This window comes from Paenibacillus sp. 05T425 (assembly GCF_056396205.1).
The window spans coordinates 266,617-282,157 of record NZ_JBFTLA010000001.1 but is presented as its reverse complement, the minus strand read 5'-3'; the positions used below and the strand labels follow the sequence as shown (position 1 = coordinate 282,157).

Annotated in this window: 17 protein-coding genes and 1 pseudogene; 13 read left to right on the top strand and 5 right to left on the bottom strand. The window is 50.8% G+C overall.

Annotation, left to right across the window (positions count from 1 at the left end):
* Positions 1–204: 204 nt before the first annotated feature.
* From AC1DF0_RS01115 to AC1DF0_RS01100, 4 genes are all read left to right on the top strand, one after another.
* A complete protein-coding gene (locus AC1DF0_RS01115) occupies positions 205–1,122 on the top strand; it encodes a DUF4275 family protein (protein WP_442050188.1) in 918 nt (305 codons plus the stop codon).
* Positions 1,123–1,187: 65 nt separating this feature from the next.
* Positions 1,188–1,925: an ABC transporter ATP-binding protein gene (locus AC1DF0_RS01110; RefSeq protein ID WP_442050189.1), complete on the top strand. Its 738-nt coding sequence runs from the start codon at positions 1,188–1,190 to the stop codon at positions 1,923–1,925.
* Between the two features lie 3 nt (positions 1,926–1,928).
* A complete protein-coding gene (locus AC1DF0_RS01105; RefSeq protein WP_475823236.1) occupies positions 1,929–2,690 on the top strand; it encodes an ABC transporter permease in 762 nt (253 codons plus the stop codon).
* 8 nt (positions 2,691–2,698) lie between these two features.
* Positions 2,699–3,541 carry an MBL fold metallo-hydrolase gene (locus tag AC1DF0_RS01100; protein ID WP_477572782.1) on the top strand — a complete coding sequence of 281 codons (843 nt, stop codon included), beginning with the start codon at positions 2,699–2,701 and terminating at the stop codon, positions 3,539–3,541.
* Positions 3,542–3,584: 43 nt separating this feature from the next.
* Here AC1DF0_RS01100 and AC1DF0_RS01095 read toward each other — a convergent pair whose 3' ends face one another.
* A complete protein-coding gene (locus AC1DF0_RS01095) occupies positions 3,585–4,013 on the bottom strand; it encodes a DMT family transporter (RefSeq protein WP_477572781.1) in 429 nt (142 codons plus the stop codon).
* Between the two features lie 66 nt (positions 4,014–4,079).
* The gene (locus AC1DF0_RS01090; protein ID WP_477572780.1) at positions 4,080–4,772 is read right to left on the bottom strand and encodes a Crp/Fnr family transcriptional regulator; all 693 of its coding nucleotides are present in this window, start codon (positions 4,770–4,772) and stop codon (positions 4,080–4,082) included.
* A 205-nt stretch (positions 4,773–4,977) separates the two neighbouring features.
* Here AC1DF0_RS01090 and AC1DF0_RS01085 point away from each other — a divergent pair, with 205 nt between their 5' ends.
* The 4 genes from AC1DF0_RS01085 to AC1DF0_RS01070 all read left to right on the top strand — a co-directional run bounded on the left by AC1DF0_RS01085 (position 4,978) and on the right by AC1DF0_RS01070 (position 8,362).
* Positions 4,978–5,442, top strand: coding sequence for a divergent PAP2 family protein (locus AC1DF0_RS01085; protein ID WP_442050194.1), 465 nt, complete (start codon positions 4,978–4,980; stop codon positions 5,440–5,442).
* Positions 5,443–5,624: 182 nt separating this feature from the next.
* Entirely contained in the window at positions 5,625–6,725 is a 1,101-nt protein-coding gene (locus AC1DF0_RS01080; RefSeq protein ID WP_477572779.1) for a cache domain-containing protein, read from the top strand.
* Positions 6,726–6,772: 47 nt separating this feature from the next.
* Positions 6,773–7,507 carry a methyl-accepting chemotaxis protein gene (locus AC1DF0_RS01075; protein WP_477573121.1) on the top strand — a complete coding sequence of 245 codons (735 nt, stop codon included), beginning with the start codon at positions 6,773–6,775 and terminating at the stop codon, positions 7,505–7,507.
* A gap of 39 nt (positions 7,508–7,546) precedes the next feature.
* Positions 7,547–8,362, top strand: coding sequence for an alpha/beta hydrolase (locus AC1DF0_RS01070; protein WP_477572778.1), 816 nt, complete (start codon positions 7,547–7,549; stop codon positions 8,360–8,362).
* Positions 8,363–8,373: 11 nt separating this feature from the next.
* On the opposite strand, the gene AC1DF0_RS01065 is transcribed toward AC1DF0_RS01070, so the two are convergent.
* The gene (locus AC1DF0_RS01065; protein WP_477572777.1) at positions 8,374–9,327 is read right to left on the bottom strand and encodes a TRM11 family SAM-dependent methyltransferase; all 954 of its coding nucleotides are present in this window, start codon (positions 9,325–9,327) and stop codon (positions 8,374–8,376) included.
* Positions 9,328–9,496: 169 nt separating this feature from the next.
* Positions 9,497–9,931: pseudogene (locus AC1DF0_RS01060) on the bottom strand (Lrp/AsnC family transcriptional regulator).
* Positions 9,932–10,079: 148 nt separating this feature from the next.
* Between AC1DF0_RS01060 and AC1DF0_RS01055 the strand changes: the two are divergent.
* From AC1DF0_RS01055 to AC1DF0_RS01035, 5 genes are all read left to right on the top strand, one after another.
* Complete coding sequence (locus AC1DF0_RS01055) at positions 10,080–10,907, top strand: alpha/beta fold hydrolase (protein ID WP_477572776.1); 828 nt, start codon at positions 10,080–10,082, stop codon at positions 10,905–10,907.
* Positions 10,908–10,978: 71 nt separating this feature from the next.
* Positions 10,979–11,272 (top strand): hypothetical protein, encoded by a 294-nt coding sequence (locus AC1DF0_RS01050; RefSeq protein ID WP_442050200.1) that lies wholly within the window; start codon positions 10,979–10,981, stop codon positions 11,270–11,272.
* 191 nt (positions 11,273–11,463) lie between these two features.
* Complete coding sequence (locus AC1DF0_RS01045) at positions 11,464–12,882, top strand: spore germination protein (RefSeq protein WP_477572775.1); 1,419 nt, start codon at positions 11,464–11,466, stop codon at positions 12,880–12,882.
* Positions 12,883–12,885: 3 nt separating this feature from the next.
* Complete coding sequence (locus AC1DF0_RS01040) at positions 12,886–14,103, top strand: Ger(x)C family spore germination protein (protein WP_477572774.1); 1,218 nt, start codon at positions 12,886–12,888, stop codon at positions 14,101–14,103.
* Between the two features lie 37 nt (positions 14,104–14,140).
* Positions 14,141–15,244 (top strand): GerAB/ArcD/ProY family transporter, encoded by a 1,104-nt coding sequence (locus tag AC1DF0_RS01035; protein ID WP_477572773.1) that lies wholly within the window; start codon positions 14,141–14,143, stop codon positions 15,242–15,244.
* On the opposite strand, the gene AC1DF0_RS01030 is transcribed toward AC1DF0_RS01035, so the two are convergent.
* On the bottom strand, positions 15,150–15,383 hold the full coding sequence (locus tag AC1DF0_RS01030; RefSeq protein WP_477573120.1) for a hypothetical protein: 234 nt from the start codon (positions 15,381–15,383) through the stop codon (positions 15,150–15,152). The genes AC1DF0_RS01035 and AC1DF0_RS01030 overlap by 95 nt on opposite strands.
* Positions 15,384–15,541: the final 158 nt, after the last annotated feature.

The following is a 15,541-nucleotide window of genomic DNA, read 5'->3' as shown; positions in this document are numbered from 1 at the left end:
GGAATATACGTATAGGCGCATGTCAGAGATGGCATGCGTCTATTGTTATGCCTACCAATCGCACAAGCAATCTGTTGGATTTGTGAAACAACCTAAGGACCATAATCGTTCAATATAGATAACGACAAATTTAGGTTAAGCGCACAAATCCAACATAGGTATAGGGAGTCTATGCCTATCAAGTTTCGCGCAGGGAGGACAAGCATGTTTTCGAACAAAAGACATATTGAAATCGATGGAGAAGGCTGGAGCTGGATAGAGGGGGACGACGACGCGAACGTTAGCGTCATCGTGACGTTTCCTGATGCATCGCGCTGGCTGTGCCATTTTTACACACTCAAAAATATTCAGTCGATTCGTGAGGATATGATAAACCGGGGTAACTGCAAGTATATGTGGCCCGCCGCTAATCCGCTTGTTATCGTCGACACGATTAGCAGACGGCATATTGAAGAAGTGGTCGATGATAGCATTAAAGACGGGTCATTCCGCTTGCTGTTCGAATATTTCGGCGCGGCATCCGAATATGATCGGATGGGTTTGCCCGAAGGTTTTCTTGCGGCCGATGCCAAGATCGAATCGCCGGAGATCGTGTTAAGGCACGCGGGCGATCTTCACCAACTGCTGGTGCAATCAACGGAAGAGGTTAGGCGAAAGGTCAAACATTGGCTTTTCGGTGAACCGAACGCGATGCAAGAAACATATATGCTTGGTTATTTGTATCGTCTTGAAGAGAAAGGCATACATGCCACTTTGGAGAGGGACAAGGCGCAGGAACTGAGGGACAGATGGGAGTGGCTTTTTGCCAGAGGCATAGATCAAACATTCAAGAAGGAAATTTATTTGGAGCAATACTTATGGCATTTATTTAGTTATAAGAAGCTGTCTGGCCTTGCGGAGGCTGAGGCGGAGGATGCGTTCCATACACAGGATAAGGGAGAGTGCTACCTCTTTTATCAGAACCGAGATCATGTACTGTACATAGCTGACGCGTCTCGTCTAACCGCAGATCTCTTGCGCATGGAACAAGATGTATACGTGGTGGATCGAGATTTCAGATGGACGTACGTGAATACCCATGAATCTGATTTGGGGCCGTACTTCTATCTTCGAGAGCAATAAAGCATAGCATTTGACCCTGCCGTTCCCCTTGTTGCTATAATGGAATGACAGAACGGAGGGATGCTATGGTTCCGATATTGCAGCTGGCGGATGTAAGGAAATACCGGAACGGGGACGAGAATACCCCCTTGTTCACTGGCGTGAACGCCGAGGTGACCGAGCCCGACAGCGTTGCGCTGCTAGGCGTATCCGGGCAAGGGAAGAGCACGCTGCTCCGCATTGTTTCTTTATTGGATGCACCGGACGGGGGCGAGATACGCTTCCAGAATAAACCGCAGGCGGAGACGGATTCGCGGCTATGGCGGATGAATGTGTGTTACATAGCTCAGCAGTCGGTGATGCTGCCAGGAACGATTGACGATAACTTAAGGACGGCAAGCCAACTTCATTCAAAGTCCTATGACCGACAGCTTGCTGATCGTCTGCGGGAGCAACTGGGACTTGACGGGCTCGATCCCGCGAAGAAAGCGTCCGAGCTGTCAGGCGGCGAGAAACAGCGCGTATCGCTGCTCCGCTCGTTACTGCTGCGCCCGCAGGTGCTGCTGCTCGATGAAGTGACGGCCTCCCTCGACAAGGCGAGCAAGCAGCGGGTGGAGGATGTGCTGCTCGAATGGCATCGCCAAGAGGGGACGACGCTTATATGGGTGACGCATGACTTGGAGCAGGCGCTTCAAGTAAGCCGCACGGTATGGTTCATGGCAGAGGGGACGCTGCTGGAGCAAGGCGCTTCGGACACTTTTTTTCAGCAGCCAGCTACAGAAGCGGGACGTCAGTATGTTCGCGCTTCGGAAAGCGGGGAATAGCGGATGTCATTCTTAGCGCTTAGCTTTACGCTGCTGTTCGTTATGATAACCATGCTGGTATCGGTATGGCAGAAGCTTGGCCTGGAACGGGACATTGCAATCGGCACGATACGTTCTGCGGTACAGCTGCTGCTCGTAGGGTATGTGCTGCAATACGTGTTCCATACGAAAAATATGCTGCTGATTGCTCTGATCGTTATATTCATGCTTACGATCGCTTGCTTGAATGCCGCGAAAAGAGGGGCAGGCCTGAGGCGGATTGTATGGCGGGTTGCCGTAGCGATCGGCACGACGGAGCTGCTCATGATGGGACTGCTGATCGGCTTCGGCATTATCGAAGCAACGGCGCAATATATCATTCCGATAAGCGGGATGACGATCGGCAATGCGATGGTCGTAGCAGGTCTCTTCCTCAATCAGATGAAGCAGGAGGTGGAAGCCTCCAAAGGCGAGATCGAGGTGCTGCTGTCGCTAGGCGCAACGGCGAAGCAGGCGATGGCCGGCGTTACGAAGCGGGCTGTCAAGTCGAGCATGATTCCGACGATTGACGGGATGAAGACCGTCGGCCTCGTTCAGCTTCCGGGCATGATGACAGGCATGATTATCGCGGGGGCGGACCCGGTCGATGCGGTGCGCTACCAAATTCTGATCGTATTCGCCTTCGCCAGCTCGGCGGCAGTGACGAGCATCATTCTGAGCTTGCTCAGTTATCGGTTGTGGTTTACAAAAGATCTGCGGCTTCAAATTCCAGTACAAAAAGGATGATCGTTGAAATGAACGTATATAAAAGCGGGAATGAACTGCTAAGTCAGATCGAGAGGACGAAGCTTACGGATCAGGCGCTGTCGTTATGGGCATTGGGGCAGGAAGGTTTCCTGGTGAAATGGCGGGAGCACACGATACTGTTCGATCCCTACTTGAGCGATTGGGTATTCGAGAGCAGCGGGCCGCCATGGTCGCGCGCATTCGCACCGCCGCTTGCGCCGTCCCAGTGCGGCTTTGTCGATTATGTCGTATGCTCGCATCATCATGAAGATCATATGGACAAGCAGACGCTGCAAGCGATTGGACAGTCGCAAGCGACGAAGTTCATCGTGCCGAAAGCGCATCTTGAGCTTATGAAGGAATGGGGCTTCCGCGATGAGCAGCTTATCGGCATATCTCATGGACAGACGCTTGAATTAGCGGAAGGTTTGAAGCTGGAGGCGCATGCCGCGAAGCATGAGCAATTCGAGACGGACGAAGCGGGCGAGCATAAGTTTCTTGGCTTCGTTGCCAGCTTCGGCGATATCCAGCTGTACCATGCGGGAGATACGGTCGGTTTCCCTGAGCTAGTGGAGTGGCTTAGACCTAAGCTTATCGATATCGCGATGCTGCCGATTAACGGGCGCGACTTCGTCCGCAATTCCGCAGGAATCGTCGGCAACTGCAACTATCGAGAGGCCGTTGAGATTGCTGTACAGATTCAAGCAGACCTGCTCATACCGATGCATTACGGCCTTTTCCCGCACAATGATGAGAACCCGGCTTACTTTGTCGATTATGTGTATCAGAATTACCGGGCGCAGAAGTTCCATATGTTCGCGCCTGGCGAGCGGTTTATTTACATGAAGTAGTAATTGAACGCAGTGCGTGCCAAGGGGGCGTCTTCCCTCTCCCTCACTTGAGCTTGAACACGATAACGCCGGCAATCATAATGGCAATGCCGAACAGCTTATTCATCGTAAAAGGAACTTTCTCGATTCCGAATAATCCGAAGCTGTCGATTAGCAGCGCGACGATAAGCTGTGCAATGAGCAGCAAGGCAACCGAGTAGGCCGGGCCAAGCGCTGTAATGCCCTTCATGACAGAGAAGACGATGATGACGCCGAGTGAGCCCCCAAGCCAGTACAGCTTATTAACGGTCAATAGCTTCGAGAAGCTGCCATCCTTTAACATCAGCATGATCAGAAGCGATAGAGCGAAGCCGGTTCCGTGTACGAATGTATTCGTCATCCAGAAGCCGGCTTTCTCGCTTAATCGCGTATTGAAGACACTTTGAATGCTGACGAAGATGCCGCCAAGCAATGAATAGATGATGCCCATCATTAGCTATCCCTCCTCTTATTCTCGCACAACTCTTCAGTCTGATTACTACCCTTCATACTTTGTGCTTTATTGATAAAGATTGCCGCTAGCCAGCTCTTTCATTCGCTGCATATCCCGAATAACAATGCTTCCGCGCTTGCGCGCGATGACACCCTCCTTCTCCAGCTTCGTAATGATTCGATTCAAGTGACGATAGCTCGTTCCGAGCAGCTCGGCAAGCTCAGTGAGCTTCTCGGTTCTCATCTCATCGCGCTTTGGCTGAATGCAAGCTTCCGGTGATATCGACAACAAATAGCTGGCGAGCCTGTTCTCGACCGGATAGAGCAGATTAAGACTGGAGGCGTTCGCGGCTGTATAGAGCTTATGGCTGAGCAATTGTATGATATAGGTTAGGAACCGGGGATCGTGACAGGAACGCGCTCTTAACACATCCGTCTTAATGGCTATGAATAAGCTTTGGCCAACCGATTCTACGGTACAGCGTACGGGATAGCCCGTCATAAGCTCCATGTCGCCGATGACGGCGAGCGGCTCGTTGAACCGAAGAAGGACAGACTTTCCGTTCGGAAGCAAGGTGTACACTTTGATCTTGCCTTTCACGAGCAAGTAGAGATGCTGAAGCTGATCTCCCGCTGCGCATAACGCTTGCCCCTTCTCATAAGTCAGCAGCTTCATTTCCTTAATCGTCTCTTCATCGAATATCGCTTCCAGCCGATGCGCCTTCACATATTGGGCGATACGGGAATGATCTTGTTCCATTGCTGTAAGCTCCTCCACTCTGCCGCTTGCTTTTCATTGTAGAAATCGCAGCTGTTATTCAAAAGGACATATGTCCTAAATGACTCACAAAAAAAATAACACGCTAATACAGCCGCCTACAAGCGGCAAGTTCGATTCATGATTTGAAGACCGGCAGGGCAAGCTGAAAATGAAGCAAGGAGTGACGATAAGGGGGCATGATGACATGACAAATAGAGGATTAGTGACGGCATTAATTGCGGTAGGTACGGCGCAAGTATTGAAGCTTCCTTTGCATAAAGCGACGACCGGAGTATGGGATCTTCGCCAATTAATCGGCTCGGGAGGCATGCCAAGCTCTCATTCGAGCGGCGTCAGCGCCTTGGCTGCGTATACGGCAACGAAATACGGAGTAAAGACGCCTGAATTCGCCATAAGCGCTATGCTAGGAATTGTCGTGATGTATGATGCGATGAATATTCGCAGACATGCTGGAGAGATCGCCATACAAGTGAATGATCTGGATGCGGATGTAGAGCGATTGGCAGGCGGTCATCCCGGCGTGTATCATACGCGGAGAAGCGAGCGCTTGAAGGAAAGTCTAGGTCATCAGCCGAGAGAGGTGTACGCGGGCGCCGCGTTAGGCGCGCTAATTGGTTGCCTTGGCGCATTGACGGCTCGAAGAACATAATAAAAATATAAAAAATATGTAGAATACTGTCGATATATTCCATAGCAATTGAGGCTTTACGCTTAATTGACATCATTTATGGAAAGATCGGTGCTTCTATGAGGAGCCTAAAGTCCAAACTTATTATTTTTATTTCATCCTTGCTCATCATTATGTTAGCAGCACTAGGTTTATCGAATTTCTTGGCAACGTCCAAGCTGATAAACGAGCAGACGGATAAGGAAATTGCTTTGCGTTCGGGACTTATCGTGGACGATATTGAGAATTTTCTGCAAGTGAAAATGAAATTGCTCGAAACGTTCGCCAAGAACTCGGCATCCTATTACGGGGACAATCAGAAGGAGCTTGCATTCATTCAATCGGCAGTAGCGAGTACCCCTGAGCTTAAGTCGATGGTGTATTCGCCTGACATGATAGGCAAAACCTCCATTTCTCATGCAGGCGCTCAGGTGGATTTGTCCGAGCGCCCATACATAAAGGATCTGAGCGAAGGGAAGATCGCTATATCGAATCCGCTGATCGACAAGATCGACAGCAAGCTCGCTATCGTCATCGCCGCTCCGATCATGATTCAGGACAAGCCTGCCGGATTCCTTGCTTCGTCGATTGCGATCGACGATCTGCTTAGCGCTGTCTCTGCAGAGCAATTCGGCGAGACGGGTTACGCTTCTATGTTCGATGCCGGCGGCGTTACGGTCGCGCATCCGGACAAAGATAACATCATGACGAAGAACATCAAGGATTATGGAATCTTAGAAGTCGAGGACGCTTATCAGAAGGCGCTCGGCGGTGAGAAAGGCAAGCTTGAATATGGCCATGACGGAAAAGACTATATCGGTTACTACACAACGACATTCAACAGCTGGGTGCTGCTCGTTAGCGCGCCTAAGGATGAATTGGACGACGGGGTGCAAACGCTGTTAACGAATACCGTGTGGCTGTCGCTATTATTCGTGATCATCGGAATCGCTGTCACTTATTTCTTATCGCAGACGCTCGTTCGTCCGATACGGAAGCTGAACACTGCTATTCAAGCGGCTGCGACAGGCGACCTCACCCAAAGCCTTGCCACGAAGGGCAAGGACGAGATCGCGCAGGCAAGCATAAGCTTCAATCAGATGCTTGCCTCGCAGCGTCGGGCGCTGTCGGATGTGAATCAAACATCGTTCCAGCTGGCTGCGGCTTCAGAGCAAACGTCAGCCAGCGCGAGACAGACCTCAGACGCAACCTCCTACATCGCCACTTCGATCGAACAGATCATGTCCGGTACGGAGCAGCGGTAGTATCCGTTGAACAAAGCCATCAGCTTGCTTCGGGCATATTGGAGCATGTGACCCACATTGCCGATCTGAGCAACAACGTTGCGAACGAAGCAACGTCGACCTATGAGGTGTCATCCGCAGGCGAGAAGGCGATTCAAGGAGCCATCGGTCAGATGGGGATGATAGCAGAGACGGTGAATCAGTTGTCGACGGAATTCCATCACGTTGGCGAGAGCTCTAAGGAAATCCAAGGCATCGTGGAGCTCATTACCTCGATTGCGAAGCAGACGAATATGCTGGCGCTTAACGCAGCGATTGAAGCATCAAGAGCAGGAGAAAGCGGGCGGGGCTTCGCGGTCGTCGCGCAAGAGGTTAGGAAGCTGGCCGAGCAATCGAGCGATGCTGCGGAGCGTATTGCGACGATCATTCAATCGGTGCAAAGCGGCATAAATGTAACGGAACAGACGATCGGCCATGCTACGAAAGAAGTGAAGTCAGGAATTGAAGTCATTGATTCAGCGGGCGCATTGTTCGAAAATATTAAGTTCTCAGTTGGCAATGTCGTTGAGCAGGTTAGCCAAGTATCGGTTGCTGCGAAGCAAGTGGCTTCCGACACATCGACAATGGTGGAATCGATCTCGCTAATATCTGGCGCTGCAGAAGGAAATGCGGCCGGCACGCAGAATGTATCAGCATCGGCGGAAGAGCAATTGGCCGCGATGGAGGAAATTACAGCTTCCTCCGAAGCGTTGTCCGGCATGGCGGAAGAGCTTCAGCTCATGCTTGGCAAGTTCAAGCTCTAAGCCGATCATGCAACAGCAGACGGGAAAGAGGGGGATTTGATGAAAGTGGAGGAGAAAGAAGAACAATGGTTATGGCCATATGGAGCGCCGTATGCGAAGGGTGATACGAAGGAAGATCGTCCAGCCATAACACCGTATTTGGTACCTGGAGAGAATCGCCCGGCCGTCGTTATCTGTCCCGGCGGAGGTTACGGAATGCGTGCTTATCATGAAGGTGAGCCTATTGCCCAGTGGCTGAATACACTTGGCATCTCCGCGTTCGTTCTGCGCTACCGGGTAGCGCCATATCAATACCCTTGCGCGCTGTTAGACGCTCAGCGTGCAATAAGATCGGTACGATATGACGCGAAGCGCTTCGGCGTTGATCCGAATCGAATCGGTTTGCTGGGTTTCTCTGCTGGGGGTCACTTGACGGCGAATGCAGGGACGGATTACGACAAAGGCAATCCGAAGGCGGAGGATCCTATTGAACGTCAGTCGAGCAGGCCGGATCTGCTCGTTCTCTGTTACCCTGTCATTACGATGACCGATCCGTATACGCACGCCGGATCAAGATCGAATCTTTTAGGTGAGGCGGCGAGCTCCGATCACGGCATGAAGGAGCGTCATAGCGCGGAGTTGAACGTAACGGCCGATACACCGCCGACGTTCCTGTGGCATACGTCAGACGACGCAGGCGTACCGGTAGAGAACAGCCTGTTGATGGCTGGCGCGTTGCGCAAACATGGCGTCTTGTTCGACCTGCATGTGTATGCGAAGGGCAAGCATGGTCTAGGTCTAGCCGAAGATGAGCTTCATACTAGCAGGTGGACGGATGCCTGCGCTTCGTGGCTAGCCTATAACGGCTTCGAATAGCATCGAAAGCGCTATTCGCAGACGATCACTTGTCTAATGAAATGGCTTTTGCGGACGATGCCGCGATCTCGTATGACGAATCCGGCGTCCGCAATCATTTCGTCGATTGTATCGACCGTAATAATAACGGCTTTGTCCGCGACTCGGCGAGCTTGCAGGAGCAGGCTGAACTGCGCTTCAGGCGTCGAGGTCGAGAAATGATTATAGGGCATGTCCATAATCGCCACATCATAATGTTTGGTTATATCGGCAATATCGCTGAACGCCACGTCGGTAACGTAACCGAAGTGAGCGACATTATCCCGCGCGCCCTTCGCAATGAAAGGGTTGTAATCGCTGCCCTCGATATCGATCCCCATCGACAACGCTTCAACAAGCACCGTTCCTATTCCGCAGCATGGATCGATGACCTTCACGCCCTCAATCTTCGGCACTGCAATATTGGCCACCGCTCGCGCGACACGCGTACTGAGCGCAATGGAATAATTTTGCGGCTTTTTCATGTGATCGAGCCATATCGCTTTGCTCTTGGTGTAGTAGCCTAAGTACCAGCGTCCGCCTAAGGTGACAAGTCCGTATGTGACGTCAGGACGGTGAACATCAGCTTCTCCCTCAATGCTTAGACCGATGTCTCTTTCAATGCCGCGTTGTCTGTCATAATCCCACTTGTCAGCGGCGTCAAGATCATTGGTTTTGACGAAAATCACCTTGAAGGTCGCATCTCCCATATGAATCTGTTTCGCGAGCTCGACGATTTCATCGAGCTGCTCGCTTGCGTAAATCACCTCGATTCGTTCTTTCAGAAACGGGCTGCGGTCGGGATGAACCTCGATCGGACTGGCGATAAGGCTAGCCTCGGTGTCTTCCCCGAAGAAGGAACGCATCTCGAGACGGCATAAGGATTGCTCCTCTTCACGGTAGGCATAGGTGTATATGAATAATGGCGACTGTTCGTTAACTGTCAATGGTTTCGCATCCTCTTCATCATCGTTATCACATTCATTTATAAATTTAAGGTATGACACAACGATAGCTTCTAACGGCGCAAAAAGCAAAAGTGTTTATCGAATAGCAGATAAGCGAAAACAGACAGTCTTCCCACTGGACAGACTGTCTGTTCGTTTGTTGACCGATTTATTGCGTGCGTGGGACAAGACTTTTATCCTCGAATCTTGTAGAGAGCACGACAAGGGTCGATGAAAACCCGAAGGCGTTGCAATTTTCAAGGAAGATTTCCAACGTTTCGCTTGTTTCGGTTACAACCTTCATTAAATAATTTTATTCTCCGCTGGTTCTATAAAAATCGATGATCTCAGGGGCCGACTCGCCAAAAGCTTCAAACTCCTTGCAGTTGTTCGACTTAAACAGCACGAACGCGGTTGTATACTTGCCGAGCTTAGATGGGGAGAGCTCGGCTCGATACCCCGTTATGACCCCTTGCTCCTCCAGCTTCCGAAGCCGTTCCGTTACGGCTGGCTGTGACATCGCGATCATTCGACTCATCTCGGAAATAGTCATTCTTGCATTGTCATGAAGTTTTGACAAAATCTTATAATCGATCTGATCCATAATCAGAGCACCTCATTTTATAAAGTTAGGATCCGGAAACAACGATAGAATTAAGTTTTCAGGCCCCAAACGTCTTCATAATCTCATTCAAATTGTAGGTTAATTCCAATAAAATGTCACTAATAACCAGTAAGGGAGAATGAGAACGATGGCTATAAAATTAAACGAAAGCAGAACGACTGATGAGATAAACTTTATTACAACTGGAGATGGCTTTCGGATTGCTTATCGAATCGAAGGCGCGGCCGATAAACCCGTATTGATGCTAGCGAATTCTATCGCCACCACGATGAACATGTGGGATGGCCAGCTAGCTGAATTTACCCGCCATTTCCGCGTGCTTCGCTACGACTACCGTGGTCATGGAGACTCGGATACGCCTGATGGTCCGTACTCGTTCGATAGACTGGGAAGAGACGTAATCGAACTGCTCGACGCGCTTCATATCGACCGCGTGCATTTCCTTGGGCTGTCTCTAGGGGGTGTTATCGGACAATGGCTTGGCATCTATGCTCCCGAGCGGATCCATCGTCTGATTCTAAGCAATACCGCCTCCTACCTGGGGCCGCCGGAGCAATGGGAGGGGCTAATCGCCTCTGTGCTGCAACCTGAGAACCTGAGCGAGTTCGCCGATATGTTCATGAAGAACTGGTTCCCTTCGCATATGCTGGAGTCGGAGAATACGCTCGTCACGACATTTCGCAACATGGTTCTTGCTACTCGTCCGCAGGGAATCGCGGGAAGCTGGGCCGCGATACGCGACATGGATATGCGCCGCACGGTCACGCTTATCAACAACCCGACTCTGGTCATTGCCGGACAATATGATACAGTGACGCTTCCCAGCCACAGCGAATGGATCGCCGATAAGGTACAGAATGCGAAGCTCGTCATGCTGCCTGCAGTTCACATGTCGAATGTGGAGTATGAAACCGAATTCCTTCGTACAGTGTTCGAATTCCTTCTTATTGATTGACCCTTATTGCAAGAAATAACGAGCAATATGTTACAATAGGGGCAGTGAAGTCAATGAGGAGATGATTAGAAATGAGCAAGGAGCAACAGGGAGAGCAAGTAAACGAGCAGGAGTTGCTTCAATATATAACGGAGGAGACAGGACTTGAAGCAGCGGCTGTTAAGCTGGTGCTTGGACATGCCCAGGCGTTTATTAATAGCGCCAAAGCAAATGCCAAAGGCGAGGTAGATATCGACAGCGACGATCTGGTCGATTATATTCTCGGCCGCCGCGATGTAAAGCTCAATGAGCTTCAAGTAGAATCGATTCTTGACGCCGAGATGGACTACTTAACGGACAAGGGTCTCGCCGGCTACATTGATTAAGCGGCTGGTTGAGCAGCAGCAAGGGATGTAAATAATGACTCAAGAAGACACGATTCCGCGAGAGCATGGCTATCTAAATGCTATGTGCGCAGGACGTGTCTTTTTTGGCGTGGATCGAGCTTAAGGGCGCATATGGAATAAAAGGTGCATACACCCATTTGTTCAAGGGAATACTCCTCAGGGGTGATGTAATGGCGTCGCAGAAGCAGCAACCAACAGGGGAAGAGAACGCATTCGACCGGCAGCTTGCCCAAAATATAGAAAGACTGAGACAAGAGTTTGGCAACAGTCCGGATTATGTCATTCGATCTTACACGCGCAGCCATCCCCCTATATTTAGTGCTGCTGCTGTCTACAATACGAATTTGGCCGATGAGCAAGCGGTGGAAGGCTTGATCGAGAAGCTGTTCGGAGCAGACCTGAACGGAACGGGTATCGATGACAGCAATGCGGCGCCGTTAGAATGGGCGGCAATGAGGGCAGCGCTGGCAAGCAGCACAATCGTTACGCCGAACTGGGATATGGTCGTCGATGCTGCCGTAGCAGGCGATACCGTATTGTTCATCGACGGCTGTACGGATGCGATTGTCGTATCGACGAGAGGGATGGAATGGCGTACGATCTCGGAGTCGACGACTCAGCTTGTCATTCGCGGACCGAAGGACAGCTTCACGGAGTCGATCAGCACGAATATATCGTTAATCCGCCGCCGTATTCGCAATAAGACGTTATGGCTTGAACGATTCTCGATCGGCAATCTGACCGCTACGAATGTGTCCATGCTCTATTTAAAGGGAATCGCGAATGAGCGGACGATACAGGAGTTACGACAGCGCATGAATGCAATTCAAGAGGACGGCATTTTGGAAACGGGAACGATCGAGAGGCATGTGCAGGACCAGCACTTGACTCCTTTTCCTACGTTGTACAATACGGAGCGGCCGGATGATGTCGTGGGGCATCTAATGGATGGGCGAATCGCCGTGCTGGTCGACGGGACTCCGTTTGCGCTGATCGGGCCGATCACTTTTTTTCACTTTTTTCAATCCGTAGAGGACTTTTATCAGCGCGCTGACATTGGCCTGTTAATAAGGGTACTTCGTTATATCGGCTATTTTCTATCGATGCTGTTGCCTGCGCTGTACATAGCGGCGATGACCTTTCATCAGGAGATGATTCCGACGCCGCTGCTTATCTCCCTTGTTGCGCAGCGCGAAGGCGTGCCTTTTCCCGTCATCGTCGAGGCGCTTCTGATGGAGCTGAGCTTCGAGCTGATGCGGGAGGCAGGAGTAAGAATGCCGCGAGCTGTCGGGCAAGCGGTATCTATTGTCGGCGCATTGATATTGGGACAAGCGGCTGTGCAGGCGGGAATCGTATCGGCGGCCATGGTAATCGTCGTCGCTGCGACCGGGATTGCGAGCTTTACGGCTCCAGCGTTCAGTATCGCGATATCGGTGCGTATTTTGCGTTTTGGCTTTATGATGCTGGCTTCGATGTTCGGTTTATTTGGCATCGTAATCGGCTTATTTATTTTGACGGCGCATCTATCGAGTCTTCAGTCACTGGGCAGCCCGTATTTCTCCATTCAAAGGAAGGGAAGGAGCAAGTAGAGCATGTTCAAACGCGCTATACTCCTAACTGCACTAATTGTCTTATGCCTGCCCATGCTAACTGGCTGTTGGAACAGCCGCGAGCCGAAGGAGCTCGCTATCGTGATGGCGCTGGGCATCGACAAAGCGGAGAATAATAAATATAAGGTTACGTTTCAGATTGCGAACTCCGGCGTCGTCGCTCCCGGTTTCGTAGCCGGCGGGAGCTCCTACGCGGTGCCGATCATGGTGTACTCCGGCACGGGGAACTCCATCTATGAGGCGATTCGCAAGACGTCGCGCAAAGTGCCACGGCAATTGTTTTTTGCGCATATCAGGCTGATCGTAATCGGCGAGTCGCTGGCGAAGCAAGGAATCGAGGAGCTGTTCGATTTCTTCGATCGTTCGCGAGAGACGCGGCTAACGTCAATGGTGCTCGTCTCGCGAGATGTCGATGCGGCGCAGATCGTGCAGACGCTCACGCCGATGGAGAAGCTGCCCGCCAACTCGATTATCGGGACGATGGGCTTCACCTCGAAGCTATGGTCGAATAGCATTACGGTTTACATCGACGATATAATCCGTATGTTGGTGTCAGAAGAGCGAACGCTTCTCGTCAGCGGCATCCGGCTTGTTGGCCTTATCGAGGCGGCGCAGAAGCGCGAGAACGTGGAACAGGTAAAGCCGAAGGCTATCATTACAATCCAAGGCATGGCGGTATTCGAGAAAGGCAAGCTTAAGGAATGGATCGACGGAGAGCTTGCAAGAGGCGTCATCTGGACGCGCAACGAGATGAAAAGCTCTGTTATGCTGATTGCTGCGGGCGACAAGAAGGATGCAATCAGCATCGAGGTGGCGCGCGGCAATACGAAGGTTAAGGCGCGGCTCGTTCAAGGGAAACCGGTCTTCCATGTGAGCATCTGGGCGGAGGGCTTCATTACGGAGAATGAATCGGAGCTTGATCTGAACAAGCCGGAAGTGCTGGATACGCTCGAGCAGGAATGGGAGAATGCCATTAAAACTGAGGTGGAGATAGCGGTAAAGCACATGCAGACGGACAAGCTTGATGTACTTGAGTTCAGCAATGTGATGAAGCGTGCCTATCCAAAGAAATGGCGAGAAGGGCTGAAGGACGATTGGAACGAAACGTTCGCAAGCAGCGAGGTTCAAGTAACGGTTCATACTGAGCTTCGAAACCAAGGCCTTAGGGGCAAATCGTATATTAACAGCATTAAGAAATAGCATTAGACAGCAGTTTGGTAAGGCGGGGTGACGGTAGATGGAAGCGGCGAAAATGAGCAAGTTCCAGTTCTTTTGCCTAGTTGTACTGTTCGAGCTGGGCGGCGTTATTGCGCTTGGCGTCGGTCAGTCGTCGGCGCGGCAGGACGTGTGGATTTCTGTGCTCCTAGGCATGATCCCGGGCATCGTCATCTATTTTGTGTTCAGCGGTCTCTACAAGCTGTATCCGACTATGCCCCTGACGAGCTATATTCCGAAGATCATCGGCCCATTCCTAGGCAAGCCCATCGCCTTTCTGTACAGCGTACACTTTGTTTACCAGTGTGTGCGCAACTTCCGCGGCTGTGCCAATACGATACAAGTATCGGTATTTGACGAAACACCGCTTGTTGCGCTGCTTGCCTTAATGGCTGTGGCGATGATCTATATCGTTTATTTAGGGATCGATGCGATGCTGCGGACGATTGTCACCTTTCTTCTTGTGCTGTTTGCTTTAGGTTTGCTAGGCAATATATTTATTTTCTTCTCCGGAATCATCCGAATCGATTATCTGCTTCCTGTTCTGGAGAACGGATGGAAACCTGTCATTAATACCGTACCTTTGACTTACTTTTTGCCTTTTGGCGAGCTATTTGTATGCACCATGTTCTTTCATTATTTGGGAGTCGATACTCGAAAGTCGGGGATCAAGGTTGGGTTTGCCGCAATGATCCTGTCCGGTCTTATTATCAGCTATACGATGGCGCTGAATGCAGCCGTCTTAGGACCGGATTTGCTCAGCCGATCGACTTTTCCGCTGTTCGCCGTTACATCGATGATTAATATCGGCGACTTCATTCAGAAGATGGATGGAATCTCGGTATCCTCGCTTATGATCAGCTATTTCTTCAAGGCGACCATCTATTTCTACGCGGCGGTGCTGGCCGTTACCGATGTATTTAAGCTGAAGAGCATCAAGTCGTTCGCGATTCCGCTTGGAGGCATCGTGATGTTTTCCTCCATTATGGTTGCGGAGAATTCCGTGGAAAATTACATCGAGGGATATATAATTAATCCTTATGTGGCGTTTGGGTTCCAGTCGGCCTTTCCGATTGTTCTGCTTGCTGTGGGCTGGATGAGGCGACAGCGCCGAACCGCTTCTTGAGCGAAGGAGCGGCGCAACTGCCAATGAAAATGACGGCGCTGACGAGTAAGATCAGCCATTCATCGACGGGTATCCGTACGAAATACGTGAATAGGCTGCGCAGCGCCTCTTCGTACGTCATGCCTTCCAATAGATTCATTGTGTAATCGTAAGCCGTATTAGAAGCGCAGTATAACAAAAATAATAGGAAAAGCTTCATAGATGGTCATCCTTTCATCGGCTATGATTATAGTTAACTTGCCACATAGGACAAGCTATTATGCGGTTCTGCCATATTAACGGCGGAATCCGTTTTTG